The sequence below is a fragment of the Halalkalibacter suaedae genome, from assembly GCF_017939705.1.
Taxonomy (GTDB): Bacteria; Bacillota; Bacilli; order Bacillales; family Bacillaceae_D; genus Halalkalibacter; species Halalkalibacter suaedae.
Window position 1 is genome coordinate 192,080 of record NZ_JAGKSQ010000002.1, and the last position, 15,517, is coordinate 207,596.

At 36.8% G+C, this 15,517-nt stretch carries 16 protein-coding genes and 1 pseudogene; 15 read left to right on the plus strand and 2 right to left on the minus strand.

Annotated elements, in window-relative coordinates:
- The first annotated feature begins 163 nt into the window (after positions 1–163).
- The 12 genes and pseudogenes from J7W16_RS05015 (at position 164) to J7W16_RS05070 (ending at position 8,898) form a co-directional block, all read left to right on the plus strand.
- Entirely contained in the window at positions 164–298 is a 135-nt protein-coding gene (locus J7W16_RS05015; protein WP_246879858.1) for a YfhD family protein, read from the plus strand.
- A 173-nt stretch (positions 299–471) separates the two neighbouring features.
- On the plus strand, positions 472–1,395 hold the full coding sequence (locus J7W16_RS05020) for a manganese-dependent inorganic pyrophosphatase (protein ID WP_210596127.1): 924 nt from the start codon (positions 472–474) through the stop codon (positions 1,393–1,395).
- Positions 1,396–1,631: 236 nt separating this feature from the next.
- A complete protein-coding gene (locus J7W16_RS05025) occupies positions 1,632–1,841 on the plus strand; it encodes an aspartyl-phosphate phosphatase Spo0E family protein (protein WP_210596128.1) in 210 nt (69 codons plus the stop codon).
- Positions 1,807–2,082, plus strand: coding sequence for a YkvA family protein (locus J7W16_RS05030; protein WP_210596129.1), 276 nt, complete (start codon positions 1,807–1,809; stop codon positions 2,080–2,082). The genes J7W16_RS05025 and J7W16_RS05030 overlap by 35 nt, the downstream gene beginning before the upstream one ends.
- 15 nt (positions 2,083–2,097) lie before the next feature.
- A complete protein-coding gene (locus J7W16_RS05035; protein WP_210596130.1) occupies positions 2,098–2,880 on the plus strand; it encodes a TerC family protein in 783 nt (260 codons plus the stop codon).
- 50 nt (positions 2,881–2,930) lie between these two features.
- Positions 2,931–3,599 carry a serine/threonine protein kinase gene (locus J7W16_RS05040; protein ID WP_210596131.1) on the plus strand — a complete coding sequence of 223 codons (669 nt, stop codon included), beginning with the start codon at positions 2,931–2,933 and terminating at the stop codon, positions 3,597–3,599.
- Between the two features lie 182 nt (positions 3,600–3,781).
- Positions 3,782–4,360 (plus strand): annotated as a pseudogene (locus J7W16_RS05045) (peptide-methionine (S)-S-oxide reductase); the annotation flags it as partial.
- 139 nt (positions 4,361–4,499) lie between these two features.
- Entirely contained in the window at positions 4,500–6,074 is a 1,575-nt protein-coding gene (locus J7W16_RS05050) for a spore germination protein (RefSeq protein ID WP_246879859.1), read from the plus strand.
- Positions 6,071–7,171, plus strand: a complete 1,101-nt coding sequence (locus J7W16_RS05055; RefSeq protein ID WP_210596133.1) for a GerAB/ArcD/ProY family transporter — start codon at positions 6,071–6,073, stop codon at positions 7,169–7,171. The genes J7W16_RS05050 and J7W16_RS05055 overlap by 4 nt, the downstream gene beginning before the upstream one ends.
- The gene (locus J7W16_RS05060) at positions 7,164–8,372 is read left to right on the plus strand and encodes a Ger(x)C family spore germination protein (protein WP_210596134.1); all 1,209 of its coding nucleotides are present in this window, start codon (positions 7,164–7,166) and stop codon (positions 8,370–8,372) included. Before J7W16_RS05055 ends, J7W16_RS05060 begins: the two co-directional genes overlap by 8 nt.
- 18 nt (positions 8,373–8,390) lie before the next feature.
- Positions 8,391–8,558: a hypothetical protein gene (locus J7W16_RS05065; RefSeq protein WP_210596673.1), complete on the plus strand. Its 168-nt coding sequence runs from the start codon at positions 8,391–8,393 to the stop codon at positions 8,556–8,558.
- 79 nt (positions 8,559–8,637) lie between these two features.
- On the plus strand, positions 8,638–8,898 hold the full coding sequence (locus tag J7W16_RS05070) for a YciI family protein (RefSeq protein WP_210596135.1): 261 nt from the start codon (positions 8,638–8,640) through the stop codon (positions 8,896–8,898).
- Between the two features lie 50 nt (positions 8,899–8,948).
- Here the strand turns inward: J7W16_RS05070 and J7W16_RS05075 are convergent, their stop codons facing one another.
- The gene (locus J7W16_RS05075; protein ID WP_210596136.1) at positions 8,949–9,962 is read right to left on the minus strand and encodes an LLM class flavin-dependent oxidoreductase; all 1,014 of its coding nucleotides are present in this window, start codon (positions 9,960–9,962) and stop codon (positions 8,949–8,951) included.
- A 97-nt stretch (positions 9,963–10,059) separates the two neighbouring features.
- The gene (locus tag J7W16_RS05080; protein WP_210596137.1) at positions 10,060–10,326 is read right to left on the minus strand and encodes a hypothetical protein; all 267 of its coding nucleotides are present in this window, start codon (positions 10,324–10,326) and stop codon (positions 10,060–10,062) included.
- Positions 10,327–10,522: 196 nt separating this feature from the next.
- Here J7W16_RS05080 and J7W16_RS05085 point away from each other — a divergent pair, with 196 nt between their 5' ends.
- From J7W16_RS05085 to J7W16_RS05095, 3 genes are all read left to right on the plus strand, one after another.
- A complete protein-coding gene (locus J7W16_RS05085) occupies positions 10,523–10,816 on the plus strand; it encodes a Dabb family protein (protein WP_210596138.1) in 294 nt (97 codons plus the stop codon).
- Positions 10,817–10,974: 158 nt separating this feature from the next.
- On the plus strand, positions 10,975–12,051 hold the full coding sequence (locus tag J7W16_RS05090; RefSeq protein WP_210596139.1) for a GGDEF domain-containing protein: 1,077 nt from the start codon (positions 10,975–10,977) through the stop codon (positions 12,049–12,051).
- A gap of 254 nt (positions 12,052–12,305) precedes the next feature.
- Positions 12,306–15,359: an efflux RND transporter permease subunit gene (locus J7W16_RS05095; RefSeq protein WP_210596140.1), complete on the plus strand. Its 3,054-nt coding sequence runs from the start codon at positions 12,306–12,308 to the stop codon at positions 15,357–15,359.
- Positions 15,360–15,517 lie beyond the last annotated feature (158 nt).

Below are 15,517 nucleotides of genomic sequence, written 5' to 3' on the forward strand. Positions count from 1 at the left end.
CTATCCGCGAAAATCATTTATATTAGTTTTATGCATAATCGACTGATCTGTCAACCGAAAATTCCATTTATTTCACAAAAAAACCATTCATAGAAATTACATAGAGGAGAAAACTACAAATTAGATAAGAAAACTTATCAATATGTCCGGAGGAGGGATTCATATGAATAAGAAACAACAAGGACCTTACGATGAGGTGGAATTTTCACAAGAGTTAGCCGATCAAGAGGATCAGGAAGCGATGGAACGAATGGATGCAGCTGATGAGCGTGCAACAAAGGAAAATAAGAAAAAATAAAATGAGTATCTTTTTTAGAGTACCCTTGTCAATTTGACTGCTAAGGTACTCTTTTCTTGTTAAAATTAAAAGGAAATACGATAGTGCCTTTATAAAAAGACGATTTTAAGATAAAATGGAAAATGGTATGATATACATATTGAAAAAAATAATTAAATCTAGGGAGTGTAAAGATGGAGAAGATACTTATTTTTGGTCATAAAAACCCAGACACAGACACAATTTGCTCAGCAATTGCCTATGCTGAACTAAAGAAAGAATTGGGTATGAACGCTGAACCAGTCCGCTTAGGTTCGGTAAATGGAGAAACTGAGTTTGCATTAAAGACTTTTAATGTTGAGGCACCACGTCTAATTGGCGATGTCAGTGAAGAGGCAAAACAAGTCATTTTAGTTGACCACAATGAAAAGCAGCAAAGTGCCGATGGCATTGATCAAGTAAGTGTAATTGAAGTCATTGATCACCATCGAATTGCTAATTTTGAAACAAGTGACCCTTTATACTATCGTGCAGAACCAGTTGGTTGTACAGCAACAATTCTAAACAAATTGTATAAAGAAAACGGGATTTCTATAAAGAAAGAAGTAGCTGGTTTGATGCTTTCTGCAATCATTTCAGATTCTCTTCTATTTAAATCGCCAACTTGTACACAACAGGATATTGATGCAGCAAATGAATTAGCGGAAATTGCTGGTGTTGATGCAAGTGTATATGGATTGGACATGCTTAAAGCAGGAGCAGATCTTAGTGACAAATCAATTGCTGAGTTGATCACGCTCGATGCCAAGGAGTTTCAAATGGCTGATAAGAAAGTGGAAATTGCACAAGTGAATGCAGTTGATACAAATGAGGTTCTTGCTAAGCAAGTTGAGCTAGAAGAAGCTATTTCTCAGGTAGTTAATGAAAAGCAATTAGACTTATTTTTGTTAGTTGTGACAGATATCTTAAATAACGATTCTGTAGCACTAGCGATTGGTCAAGAAAAAGCTGCAGTTGAAAAAGCCTTCGATGTAAAACTCGAAAATAATACGGCATTATTAAAGGGTGTTGTATCACGTAAAAAGCAAGTCGTGCCTCAATTAACGAATGCATTCTAAAAAGTAATTGACAGAGTGAAAACAATCGTCTATGATGAGCACAAATGAATAGTTCTCCTAAAGGGGAGTAGCTTTAACAATAAAGTCGTCATTACGGAGTATTATACTCTCGGCTTTATTGGCGACGTCACGTTGTTAGCAAGACCTTTACCTAATTGTAAAGGTTTGTACATACCTAAAAACCTTTGCCGTCTTGGTAAAGGTTTTTTTGATGAAAAACGAAGGAAGTGTAGCAAATGAAGATCGAAGAGTTATTAGAGCATATTGAACTTGAAACAAAAAACCTTTCCTTACTTGTGAAGGAAAGAGGGATAACTGATCATGCTACAATTAATCAAAGTCAAAAATTAGACGAACTGATCCTTCTTTATCAAAAACATATGTGTGTTGTAAAAAAGGAGGGGAGAGAAGTTGAAAAAACTAAAGAGATTTGGATTTATCATTAAATTTTGGAGGTTCATTCCTTTTTTCAAAGACTTTTTAGTTAGTAAAGAAGTAAAGATTAGTCAAAAAGTCTTTTGGGTATCATTTATTGCATTATACATGATCATTCCATTTGATTTCATTCCAGATTTTTTAGCAGGGATCGGTATTGTTGACGATCTCATGATTATGAGCTTAATCATAGGAATGTTATTGAAAAAGGCACCACCATCATTAAAAGAAAAATATAAATTACTATTATAATAGAGGAGTAATAACATGGAAATATCATTATTATTGGAATATGGCTGGGTTCTAATTGTCCTTATCGCACTAGAAGGTTTACTGGCTGCTGATAATGCACTGGTTCTAGCAATTATGGTTAAGCATTTACCTGAAGAGCAACGAAAAAAAGCTTTGTTTTATGGGTTAGCCGGGGCATTTGTTTTCAGGTTTGGTTCATTATTTGTTATTTCATTCCTTGTTGGAGTGTGGCAAGTACAGGCAATCGGGGCTCTATATCTATTATTTATTGCGGCAAATCATATATTTAGAAAGCTTGTCGTCAAGAAGCAGGAAGATTCCATTGAAAAAGATGGCAAAAAGGCTTCAGGTTTTTGGATGACTGTCTTCAAAGTTGAAGTAGCTGATATTGCCTTTGCTGTCGATTCGATTTTAGCTGCTGTTGCATTAGCGATGGTTTTACCAGATACACCTTTACCAGCAATCGGAGGACTTGATGGAGGTAAATTCTTAGTTATCTTTGCAGGTGGACTTATCGGTTTAATCATTATGCGTTTTGCAGCAAATATTTTTGTTAATTTATTACACTCGAGACCAGGTCTTGAAATTGCTGCCTTCTTTATCGTTGGTTGGGTTGGTGTGAAGCTAGCTGTTTATACTTTATGTCATCCAAGTCTTGGAGTGTTACCAGAATCATTTTCTCACTCAACAGAATGGAAGGTAACATTCTATGTTGTATTAATTGGAATTGCAGTAGGTGGATGGTTTTTGTCAAAAGAAAAACCTTCTGTCGAGGAAGAGAAGAATCAAACAGCATGATGATTTAGTATTGACTTAACGAGTTAGTATATGATTAAGGGGGTTAGTCTGTGCATTGGGAAACGGCTATAGAGGAACTCCAAAAGATTACCGTTACGTCTAATAGTGAAAACGAACTTGTTACAATTAAGGGTGTACATGATTTACAATGTGTAGGTGTTGGAACAGATGCTGCTGTTTTTAGGTCGCTTCAAATTCCAAATTATGCCTTTAAGTTATATAGTGACGACAAGATTGAGATTAAAGAGCGGGAAGAGTATGTATATAATCAATTAGGAAACACGAGTTATTTCCCAAATTGCCATGGAAGTGGAGCTAACTTTCTTATTTTAAGTTTTGAAGAAGGTGTGACCCTTTACGACTGCATAGTAAAGGGAATTCATATTCCAGAACGAGTGATAGAAGATGTCGACGATGCTAGAGACTATGCGAAAAGCAAGGGATTAAACCCAAGAGATATCCATCTGAAAAATATTCTTCTTCATCAAGGAAGAGCAAAATTACTTGATGTGTCAGAGTACACACAAGAGGGAAATGATATGAGATGGGACTATTTAAAAAAAGGATACTATGATTACTATCATGTGTTAGATGGTAGACCAATTCCGCTTTGGGTCGTTGAAACTGTTCGAAAGTGGTATAATCAATCAGATCGCACACAATTTTCTTTTCAAGAGTTTGCTCAAAAAGTGATGACATTATTTCGCTTTGGTCAATAAGAAGTAATAGGGATGGTTCTAAAGGTGTAACCTTTAGGATCATCCCTTGTTTTTTGTTAGAGTTAAGGAAAGGTTAAAAATAAAATATGATGTAGAAAAGGAGAGATTGTATGTCTTTATATTCTCTACAACCAAAGGAGATTGACACGATTACTCTAGGAATGGGATGATTTTGGGGACCTGATGCACGGTTCGGGCATCTTGATGGTGTGGTACGTACACGAGTTGGCTATTCGGGGGGGTCAACTAAAAATCCAACCTACCGTAATATGGGTGATCACACTGAATCACTGGAAATTGATTATGATCCTACTGTAATTAGCGTAGTTGAATTACTTAAGATGTTTTGGCAACACCACAATGCTCAGCGCATGAATGATTATCGTGGACGACAATATTTGTCATTACTTCTTTATCGAAATGAACAACAATTGGATCTAATACAATCGCAGAAACAGAAATTTGAAAGACAACTAGGAAAGGAAATTGTCACAGAGATTAAACCGTATCATCATTTCTATATTGCCGAAGATCGACACCAGAAATACTATTTAAAACGATTTTCAAATGCCTATGCATCAATCTTTCAACATTTTACAACGGAACAAGCATTTGTGGACTCGACAATTGTTGCTAGATTAAATGCTATGGCGAAAGGTTTTGGAACATATACTGAGCTGAAACAGAGTGTTCAGTCTTGGGGGTTATCAGAAATAGAAGAACAGAATTTGAATAAGTTATTGCTTTCAATCAAGTGGTAGTAATAGCGATTAAAAGAACGTTAAGAATCGGTTTGATTCTTAACGTTTTTTTTAATGAAATTGACTAAAATTGGACAGTTTAAAAATAAGATATGTTGCTGAATAAGAAAAATGATCTAAAAGGATGGAGGACTCACTTTTGTTTAGGCATTTACTAACGACGAAAAGGTTGAGAACTCAATCAGCCCAAGAAAATCAGTTAAGTGAAACAGATAGTGAACAATCTGTACATATAGAAATGAAAGTTCAAGATAATATGACAAAAGTTAAAGAAACGCTGCACGCTCCAAGTGATTTAGAGATGAAGGAATTTACGATCGGCCAAAATAATCATATGTGTGGTCTTGTGTGTATAGATGGCCTAGTAGATAAGGATCTGATTTATGATAAGGTTCTTAAAAATATTCAATTATTTATGATGGATACAAAAGATTATGATTCAGCAAAATCGATTGTTACGGAATTAGAAAATCAGGTAGTAACAGTGACGACGGTTACTGCAAGTGGAAAATTAGATGAAATTGTCCAAGCTATCCTTTCCGGAGATACAGTTTTATTTGTTGAAGATGCAAGTGAAGCATTAATTATTGGTTCGAAGGGATGGGAAAACCGTGCCATTTCTGAACCAGTAACTGAGGCTGTCGTTCGTGGACCGCGAAATGGATTTACAGAAAATCTTCGAACGAATATGATGCAACTTCGCAGACAAATACGTGATCCCAATCTACATTTTGACTCTATTATCGTTGGTAGACGTTCAAAGAAAGAAGCTGTCATTAGCTACATCGGCGGAATCGCAGACCCAAAAGTCGTTGAGGAATTTAAATACCGTATTGAAAGCATTGATATAGATGAGGTTCTAGAGACGGGCTATATTGAACAATGGATTGAGGATAGCTTTCTATCCCCTTTCCCGCAGCTACAAAATACAGAAAGACCGGACCGAGTTGCAGGGTCATTACTACAAGGCTATGTTGCTGTTTTATTAGATGGCACTCCTTTTGCATTATATGGACCTAGTACATTGGCAACGACGATTCAGTCACCTGAAGATTATTATGAGAGATGGGAAATTGCGACTTTACTGCGGGTTGTTAGATATGGGGCTGCGTTCCTAGCAACCTTTCTACCGGCTATATACATCGCCCTTGTATCCTTTCATCCTGGTTTGATTCCATCAAAGCTAGCCTTTTCAATTGCCTCTACCCGGGAAGGTGTGCCCTTTCCAGCAGTTATTGAAGCGTTCATGATGGAAATAACGCTAGAGCTATTACGCGAGGCTGGATTACGGTTACCGAAACCAATTGGTCAAACGATCGGTATTGTCGGCGGGTTAGTTATTGGGGAGGCAGCTGTTTCGGCTGGAATCATTAGTCCAATTATGGTCATTGTTGTTGCGATTACAGCAATATCGTCGTTTGCATTACCTGCCTACAATTTAGGAATATCATTAAGGATTATTCGTTTTCCAATCATGGTTATGTCTGCAACTTTTGGTCTTTATGGACTGATTATTGCTTATATCATTATTAATATCCATGTTGCTAATTTAAAAAGTTTTGGTGTGCCGTATTCTACACCGTTTGCACCAAGTCTTTATAGTGATTGGAAGGACTTGGTCTTAAGGGCACCATTAACAATGTTAACAAAAAGACCAAAGATGGTTAATGCCCAAAATACAAGAAGGATGGATAAAGGGGAGTCAAGTAAATGAGTCCTTTACAGCCAGAAGAAATTAGTTATAAGGAGATTGTGTATGCAATTGTTTCCATGCTTATAGGGGCAGGTATTTTAACGCTACCTCGGTCCCTAGCAGAAGAAACGAAAGCAGTAGACGGATGGATCTCCATTCTAATTGCCGGTGTAATAGCTGCTTTTTTTGTATGGGTCGTAGCTAAGCTTGCGACAAAGTTTCCTCAAACCACATTTGTTGATTATGCAGCTAAGATTGTTACAAAGCCAATTGCAGTAGCTCTCACCTTTTTGTTTGCTTGCCATTTTATTGGGTATGCCGCATATGAAACGAGAGTGGTAGGAGATATCACTGTATTGTATTTGTTTGATCGCACGCCGAATGAAGTTGTTGCGTTGTTATTTTTGTTAATTGTTATATACGCTGTCTATGGCTCCACCTTTGTCATTCTAAGGTTAAATCTGATGTTTTTGCCGATTATCTTATTTATTAGTTTATTAATTCCTGTATTAAATGTAGGGTTTATTGAATTGGATAATGCAAAGCCGATCTATACGTCAAGTGCGATTGATTACCTACAAGGAATTAAGGTTTCAGCCTTTTCTTTATTAGGATTTGAAATTCTATTATTTTACATTGCGTTCTTAAAAACGACAAAAAAAGTTGTTAAAGGCTCGATGATGGGAATTGGCCTGACGGTTGTCATCTATTTAGTTATTTATTTGACTGTAGTTGGTGTGTTTGGTAATGAGACGACGAAGAATCTCTGGAATCCGACAATCGAACTTGCTAAAGAGGTGCAAATCCCCGGTGAGTTTTTTGAGCGATTTGAGTCGATTTTTTTTACGATTTGGATTATGACTTTATTCAATACAACGGCAATGGCTTTTGATGTTGCAGTCATTGCCTTGAAATCAATTTTGCCTAAAATAAAGAGGACTATTTTAATTTCCGTCCTCTCGCCAATTATTTATATGATTGCTTTTTTCCCTAGGAACATGGTCCAAGTGGAAAAAATGGGAGAATGGATGAGTTATAGTGGTCTTTTCATGAGCATGACTGTTCCACTACTTATTTTGATCATTGCCAAGATTAGGAGGATCCAAGGAAATGAATAAAATTCTTTTATTTATGATTGGGATGCTTCTCTTCTTAACTGGCTGTTGGGATCGAATTGAAATTGAAGACCGTGGTTTTGTAATTGGTGTGGCGATTGATCTTCCAGAAAATGAATCAGTGGAACAGCATACAAGTCAGGAGGAAGCAAATAAACCACGTGGACAGGCTCGTTTTTTAGCGACATATCAATTTGTAAATCCGGCTGCTCTTAGTGGAGGGACAAATCAAGGCGGTGGGAGTGGTGAACCTGTCTTCAATCTGACAACAGAAGGTGACACAATTATGGAAATCAACCGTTCATTGGCAACTCGAACAAGTCGCTCGCCGTACTTAGGTCACACGAAGGTTGTTATTATTTCAGAAGAGATTGCACAATCAAAGCATTTTGCAAATGTGATGGATTTTCTGTTGCGTTATCAGGAATTTAGACGAAGTACACAATTAATGATTGCAAAGGAAAAGGCCAGAAAGATTATTGAAATCAAACCAGATCTTGAAAAACTTCCAGTTATGTATATTCAGTCAGTTGGTCAAAACAATTACCGCTCGGCGAGAATGGTTGCTCCGACTGAAATAGGGGATGTTCATCATGATTTATTAGCTGGAAGTAGCTATGTGATTCAACGCATTGTTGGATCAGATAAAGAAGTGAAGGTAGCAGGGAGTGCTGTTTTCCACGGTAAAGACAATGCCTTTATTGGTTGGCTAGGTGAGGAAGAGACAGAGGGCCTTAATTTTGTCAAAGGGGAGCTAGAGGCCGGAATGTTAAAGGTACAGGTTGAGGATAATCTTATCGGTTACGAAATTAAAGGAGCAACAAGAGATATTACTGTCGATACGAGTAATATCGATAATTTAAAGTTTACGATTGACATAAAATCAGAAGGGAATATTCCAGAATCGCTAGAAACGTTATCTTGGGATAGAATAGATGTTCTAGCTAATGTCCAAGAGAAGGTTGAGGAAGAGGTTGTGCGAATAACAGAGGATGCTATTCATAAGTTGCATGGTGATTTTAAAACCGACGCGATTGGACTTGGTCAATACCTTTCTAAAAATGAACCAAAGTTATGGGAAAAAATCAAAGATGATTGGGAGGAAGGAAAAGGGTATTTTGGCAAAAGTTCAATTACTGTAAATGCCGAAGTGGAAATTCGTAATACAGGTGTAATCATAAAATCAGAGCCTGTACAGGATTAATAGGGAGGGTTTTGGATAGTGATCGCTAAATTAAGTGGCTTTTTTCCTCCAGGGGGTATTTGGATAGGTGCAACATTAACGGTCGTCATTCCACTGCTTGTCTACTATGTAAACAGAAAGTTACATGAGATGGGGGACCCTCCTTGGAAAAATGAAGAATATCGCCAAAAAAAACAACCGAAATGAAGGTGCTTATTTCCTTCATTTCTTTTTCCTGTTAAACTAAATCTAATATTGAATTTCAAACCAAGGAAAGAGGAAACGAATGTCTTATTTTGCTGCAATTTTACATATGGAAAAGCCTGAATTAAATCAACAATATCGACAACAGCATTTAGATTATTTAGAGCAGTTAGGCAAGCAGGGGAAGATTTTTGCAAAGGGGCCCTTTGTCGATGGGACTGGAGGAATGGTTATTTATTCAGCTGAAACGATTGAGGAAGCGACCGCTTTAGCAGAGGCTGATCCTTATATTCAAGCTGGGGTTAGAAGGCTTGAATTACATGAGTGGGGAATGATGAAATAAGAAAAAGTGATTCTTAGGTGTATCAACCTAATGAATCACTTTTTTTACATTCACATTCCAACATCCGCAACGATTTCAAAAGAGCGAAGTCTAGCCTGCTGGTCATAGATTTGCGTATTAATCATCAATTCATCGGCCTGTGTTTGATCGATCAACGATTGTAGCTTTGTTCTAACCGTTTCGGGGCCACCAATAATCGACATGCTCAGCTGCTTCTCAAGTATGGTTCTTTCATATTGACTCATTTGTTGTTCGATATGTTCATTGGGTGGCTGAAGCATCGTCGGTTTGTTTCGTATTAAGTTTAAAAAGCTTTGTTTCATCGATGATGCTAATAATTCAGCTTCTTGATCCGTATTTGCAGCGATTATATTCAGTCCAACCATTGCATTTGGCTTTTGCAAACTCGTTGATGGAGTGAATTGATCACGATAAAGAGTTAATGCTGGTATTGTATTTTCCGGTGAAAAGTGACTTGCAAAAGCAAATGGCAGCCCAAGTTCTGCTGAAAGGCGTGCACTGAACCCACTTGATCCAAGAAGCCAAATCGGTATGTCTAAGCCTTCACCAGGAAAGGCTCTCACTGACCTGTATTCTTCTGTCAGAGGAGGGTTAAAATATGCCCGTAATGCTGCTAGAAGTTCAGGGAAGTCTTGTCCGTCTCCGCGACCTCCTCTTCTTAAAGCTTGTGCTGTCATTTGATCTGTACCTGGTGCTCGTCCAAGGCCTAAATCAATTCGGCCGGGGAACAAAGATTCAAGAGTACCGAATTGCTCAGCGATGACCAAGGGAGAGTGATTAGGGAGCATAATTCCTCCTGAACCGACACGAATGCTAGACGTTGCGGCAGCAACATGTCCGATCAAGATAGATGTAGCGGCACTCGCGATTCCAGGCATATTATGGTGTTCAGCTAACCAATAACGTCTATAGCCAAGTTTTTCAGTGTGACGGGCGAGCTCGACGGTATTTGCAAAGGTGGTTGCCGCTGTGGAACCTGAAACAACAGGAGCAAGATCAAGCACGGATAATCGAATATCTTTTCCTTCTTTTGATAACATCATTTCATCTTCTTTCTAATCAAACTATTTTCATCTTCTCATTGTATCAATCGTAGTTCTCTATTCAAAATGAAACGATTTAACCATGCTTGAACCTTGATTATTTTTCTAGAAAGATTTGCTTTGTTGTTTGTTTAAATTTATTAAACGTTTTCTTAATTAGTGAATTGAAACCCAACCCGGTTTTAAGTGGCGCATATGTTTCATTAAACAATGTTGATTCACAGGGGTATTGTTCCCCACTCACATCAGTAATGAGATAGTCACCCGGATGACCTGTAATACTACCTTCTGTTGTTTCAATTGTTATTGTTCTAGTGATTCTAACAGCGTCAACAACAATTGGCTTTCTTCTGTATTTTGCCATATCGTTCACCTTCTTTCATTGTTTATTGGCTCTTATTTTTATTCTACGAATCGAATGGGATATTGTGACAATTTAAGATTTATATTCCATTTAAATATGAAAAACGATTAGAAGAAATACACATTGTTGCACGTTCTGTTAAGTTTCGATAGAATAGGCTAGTATTAAGTTTAAAACAGAGAAAAGAGGATGCTATATGATTGATCGTACTGTATTAATTAAGTTTGCTGAATGGACTACTGACGAGCAGTTAAACGAGGTTATTAAACGTTTTAAAGCATTAAAAGACAATCTTACAGGAATTGTTGACTTGCAAGCTGGTTTAAACATGCAAGAGAAGAGTAAAGAGTATCAGGTTGTTTTGTCTGTTCGATTCGAAAACATCGCCGCTCTTGATGCGTATGTTGCAAACGAGCAACACCAAGCTGTTGCTACTTACATAAAAGAAATTGGTAGAGTAGATAGTATTGGTGTTGATATTGAAATCTAAGAACGAAACTCAGGTAGGTGGAAACCTCTTGAGTTTTTTATTTTTAAAAGATGTGTAAGGTGATGAAAGATTAAAATAATTTCTATTGAGTTTTATATATGAATCCCATATTATTAATTGAGTCGCAGTAAGAAGTTTTGTTGTAGGGAGAGTTCATAGTGGTAAGAGAATTATTTATAAATGTAATGATTTTAACTGCTTTTTTATTTCTGTACTATCAATTTAAACAGGATTCATTATTTACAAGAAACTCGTCGGTAAGAAGAAAGATTTTTGTCGGACTTCTTAGTGGTGCATTAGGTATTCTTTTAATGCAATTTAGTATAAAAGTAGATACAGAAACCCTTGTGGATCTAAGACAGATTCCTGTCATGCTTGTAGCCATTTATGGTGGCTGGCTTCCTACGATAATCGCTGGGACGCTTATTTTACTCGCTAGATTTATCATGGGGGTAACGATGTCAGCAATGCTTGCAGTCGTACTTATGATTTTATCTATTGTATGTTACTTATATGTGTTTCGATCATATCAAAAGATTTGGAAGCCTACCTTTTTATCGATTATCGTTTCAAATATCATTTTTACGCTGCTCACTTATTATCTAATTGATACGATGAGTATGTTTATTTATGTTAATATTGTCTACTGGATTGTTTCATTAATTGGTGGAGGATTTGCAGTTTATATGACAGAATACCTGCGACGCACAACTCAATTATTTAAAGAGTATGAAAGAGGATCTCGAATGGATCCTTTAACAGGTCTTAATAATGTAAGAAGTTTTGATGACGCGATTAATGACGCTACTAAGAGAGTTAATCAAAACCAGGAAGAACTTTCTTTGTTAGTAATCGATATCGACTTTTTTAAGAAAGTAAATGATACGTATGGTCATCCTGAAGGGGATGTCATTTTAAAACAGATCGGCGATATCTTAGTTAATGTATCAAGACCATTTGATATCGTGTCTAGGAACGGTGGAGAAGAATTTACTGTAATTCTAAACAATTGTTCACATCATATAGCCATTGGAATCGCAGAAAGAATTAAGAGTACTGTCGAGAATCATTCATTCTTAATCAATGAAGGTAAGCAAAAAATAACTATCACAGTCTCAATTGGAGTCGCATCTTACCCCGATACGACAAAAGACATTAATCAATTATATCGAATAGCGGATCTAGCACTTTATAAAGCCAAGGAACAGGGACGTAATCGTGTTTGTTCAGGCTAGGGTCATTTTAGCAAAAAAAGTTTAGGCAACGAGTTGAAAGGAATCCAAACCGAAACTACAGTTTGGATCATTGTTCATAACAAAAAAAGAAGTGAATAGCAAAAGGATGTCTTAAGGTAAAAAAATTACCTAGTGAGACATCCTTTTTAATTTTTACAAAATTTATATAAAATCTTTTAATTCCATCTATTGTAAAATATTTCAAATACAGATATTGTAAAAAAAGAGTATAGGAAAATGAGTGGAGGATGAAAATGGGTATTGTACATTTTTTATTGAAAAGAAAATTATTAGTTGGTCTATCAATGGTGCTGATCTTTTTTATCGGTTTATATGCAACGACACAATTGGACCAAGAGTTGATGCCGCCAATCACGTTTGACGGGGCTTCAGTGTATATTGATGCAGGTGATATGACGACACTTGATGTAGAACAACTCGTTACAGAGCCAATTGAGCAAGTGCTCCAATCAATTGATGGTGTCAAATCGTTTCAATCTTCAACCTCGGTTGGAACAAGTTCGATAACAATTGAAATGGAAGAAGGACTTGGAGAAGAAATTACAAAAGAGGTTGAACTAGCTTTAAATGGATTAAAACCTCAACTTACAGGTGTTGATGATATAATTGTTACTCCATTTTCAATGAATGGTACATATGAATTTTATTTAGATATATCACAAGGGAATAACGATGAAATGACTGAATTTGCTAGGGATGTGCTTGAACCTCGCTTGGAATCATTACCAGAAGTTAGCGATGTCTTATTAGTGGGGATGGAAGAGCGAGAAATCTTGATTGAACTAAAAATGGATAAACTTAATGAGTTTGCAGTTGAGCCAAGTCAAGTTATTAGTGCAATACAAAACGCTAATTCTGATCTTGCTCTAGGAACACTTTCGGATGAGGAAGATGAACCGACGATACGATGGAATACCTCGATACATAATGTAGAAGATATAAATGCAATGAGAGTTCCAACAATGGATGGTGTTAAGCAAATAAGTGAGCTTGCTAGTGTGACAGAGCAGGTAACCGAAAATTCGTCTGGAGTATGGAAAAATGGCAGCAGGGATTTTATTCTAGTTCAAGTAGCTCGAGTATCGGATCATACTCAAGTACAAATGGCTGAAGCAGTGCGTTCTGAGATTGCACTTATCAAGAAAGAAGGACTTGTTTCTAACTTTGAGTTGAATGAAATAGTCGCACAAGCTGATTATGTTAGTGATTCAATCGATGGTGTAACACAAAATGTCTTATTGGGAGGCATTCTAGCGATAATCATTCTCTTACTATTTTTACGAAATATTAGAGCGACAATTATTGTTGGTTTAGCGATCCCGATTTCAATCCTGCTGACCTTTACTGCGATGTGGTACTTTGATTATAGCTTCAATATGCTCAGTCTTATAGGACTGGGACTTGGGATAGGGATGATGGTTGATGCATCAATTGTCATACTTGAATCAATCTATAGTAAGAAAGAAAATGGAATGCCAAACCGTAAAGCAGTAACAACTGGAGTCAGGGAGGTGGCTTCTGCTGTTCTTGCTTCAATGTTAACAACAATTGTCGTCTTTTTGCCAATAGGTTTGCTTGGCGGTGAAGTGGGTCAATTTATGATTGTACTATCTGTAGTGATTATTATTACGCTTGTAAGTTCAGTTGTTGTTTCCTTTACACTAATTCCTACTCTTGCAGAGAGCTTTTTAAAGGTTCGCAAAAAAAACAAAGTTCAGAAGGAAGGGAAGGTACTAACAAAGTATGTTCAATTTCTTCAATGGATGTTAAGGAAGAAGCGAGCTCGTTATAGTATTATCCTTTTATTTTTTGTTATTTTCATAGGGTCGCTTGCTCTCATTACAAGGGTGCCGATGACAGTTATGCCGGATGTGTTCAATCGGTACTCTGAAGTGGCAGTCGTTCTAGAAAGCGGTGTAACCCCAAAAGAACGTGAAGAAATTGCCATGCAGATGAATGAACAGTTGGCTACGATAACTGATATTAAGAATACAATTATTATGGATGATGTTAGCTCGATTTATGCGATTGTTAACATGACGTCTGCAGAAGATGCAACAATGGACCAAAAAGAGGTTAACGAACAGATTCTTTCTTCTTTAAGAGAACTAGAAAGTGCTTATCCAATTACTAGTGTGAACTCAGCGATGTCTGGTGGTGCTGGTTCACCTGTATCAATTGTCATTCAAGGAGAACAACTTGATAAGCTAACTGAGCTTTCAGAAAGCATGATTACTGAATTAGAAAAGGTTGACGGTCTTGTAGGTTTTTCAACCTCAATTGAGAAGAAATTAAAAGAGGAAAGAATTATCTTAAACGAACAGAACATTGATGATGACGGTTTGACTACAGTGCAGATTTTAAGTTCAATAGAACATTTATTCATGAAAACGCAAGTGACTGAAATTACAGGGGATGACTTAGTAACAAAGAATGTTGTTGCTGTGACTGACAAAGAATCAGCAAAGAAAGAAGACGTCTTAGCAAATAAGATTCTTACACAGAACGGTGAAGAAAAAGAACTTTCTGAGTATATTTCATTTGAAATGATTGAGGCACCTACCCAAATTGATCATAACGATGGGGAACGATATGTGACGGTTATGGCCGATTTAGAAAAAATTGATTTAGGAACAGCTAATCGTGAAATTGAAGAAGTACTAAATGATTTTGATGTGCCAAGTGGATATACAATCTCAATGGGCGGTGATCTTGAAGCACAACAAGATGCGATGCAGGAAATGATGATGATTTTAGGAATTGCACTGTTTCTTGTTTATGTTGTCATGGCTGTCCAGTTTAACAGTCTGGTTCATCCATTTATTGTGATGTCGATTATTCCGATGACTGTTACTGGGGTCATTATTGGATTGTTTCTAACGCAAATGGAGCTAAGTATTATGTCTGCAATGGGTATTGTTATGCTAATAGGAATTGTCTTAAACAATGCGATTCTTTTGCTAGATCGAACTAAGCAATTAAGATTAGAGGGATATTCTATTTCAGATGCAATTATTGACGCAGGTAAAACGAGAATGAGACCAATTTTTATGACGACCTTAACAACAGTTGGTGGGATGCTTCCGCTTGCAATAGCAACAGGTGTAGCAAGCAACTATCAAGCCCCATTAGCCATTGTCGTTATCTCAGGATTAATCTTTGCAACATTCATTACGTTAATTCTTATTCCGGCAGTCTATTACTTATTTGAGGATCTCGCAATCGGTTTAAGAAGATTATTCAAAAGACAAAAGGGTAAGAGTAATACAATCAAAATAGAAGGCTGATTTAAGGATTCTAGGATGTCCATAGGGTTACAACCTCTTTGGGCATCTTTTTATGATTTTATAAACAAACAATACCTACAAATATGAAAATATTGGATATTATGTGTTAGGATGGTAGTGTGTGCTGAAAGAAGATAGGTCCATTATTGAGGGAATTA

What these genes read in the sequence shown, in the direction of transcription:
- J7W16_RS05015 (WP_246879858.1), top strand. Translation starts at nt 164, where the DNA reads ATGAATAAGAAACAACAAGGACCTTACGATGAGGTGGAATTTTCACAA.
- J7W16_RS05020 (WP_210596127.1), top strand. Translation starts at nt 472, where the DNA reads ATGGAGAAGATACTTATTTTTGGTCATAAAAACCCAGACACAGACACA.
- J7W16_RS05025 (WP_210596128.1), top strand. Translation starts at nt 1,632, where the DNA reads ATGAAGATCGAAGAGTTATTAGAGCATATTGAACTTGAAACAAAAAAC.
- J7W16_RS05035 (WP_210596130.1), top strand. Translation starts at nt 2,098, where the DNA reads ATGGAAATATCATTATTATTGGAATATGGCTGGGTTCTAATTGTCCTT.
- J7W16_RS05055 (WP_210596133.1), top strand. Translation starts at nt 6,071, where the DNA reads ATGAGTCCTTTACAGCCAGAAGAAATTAGTTATAAGGAGATTGTGTAT.
- J7W16_RS05060 (WP_210596134.1), top strand. Translation starts at nt 7,164, where the DNA reads ATGAATAAAATTCTTTTATTTATGATTGGGATGCTTCTCTTCTTAACT.
- J7W16_RS05070 (WP_210596135.1), top strand. Translation starts at nt 8,638, where the DNA reads ATGTCTTATTTTGCTGCAATTTTACATATGGAAAAGCCTGAATTAAAT.
- J7W16_RS05075 (WP_210596136.1), bottom strand. Translation starts at nt 9,962, where the DNA reads ATGATGTTATCAAAAGAAGGAAAAGATATTCGATTATCCGTGCTTGAT.
- J7W16_RS05080 (WP_210596137.1), bottom strand. Translation starts at nt 10,326, where the DNA reads ATGGCAAAATACAGAAGAAAGCCAATTGTTGTTGACGCTGTTAGAATC.
- J7W16_RS05085 (WP_210596138.1), top strand. Translation starts at nt 10,523, where the DNA reads ATGATTGATCGTACTGTATTAATTAAGTTTGCTGAATGGACTACTGAC.
- J7W16_RS05095 (WP_210596140.1), top strand. Translation starts at nt 12,306, where the DNA reads ATGGGTATTGTACATTTTTTATTGAAAAGAAAATTATTAGTTGGTCTA.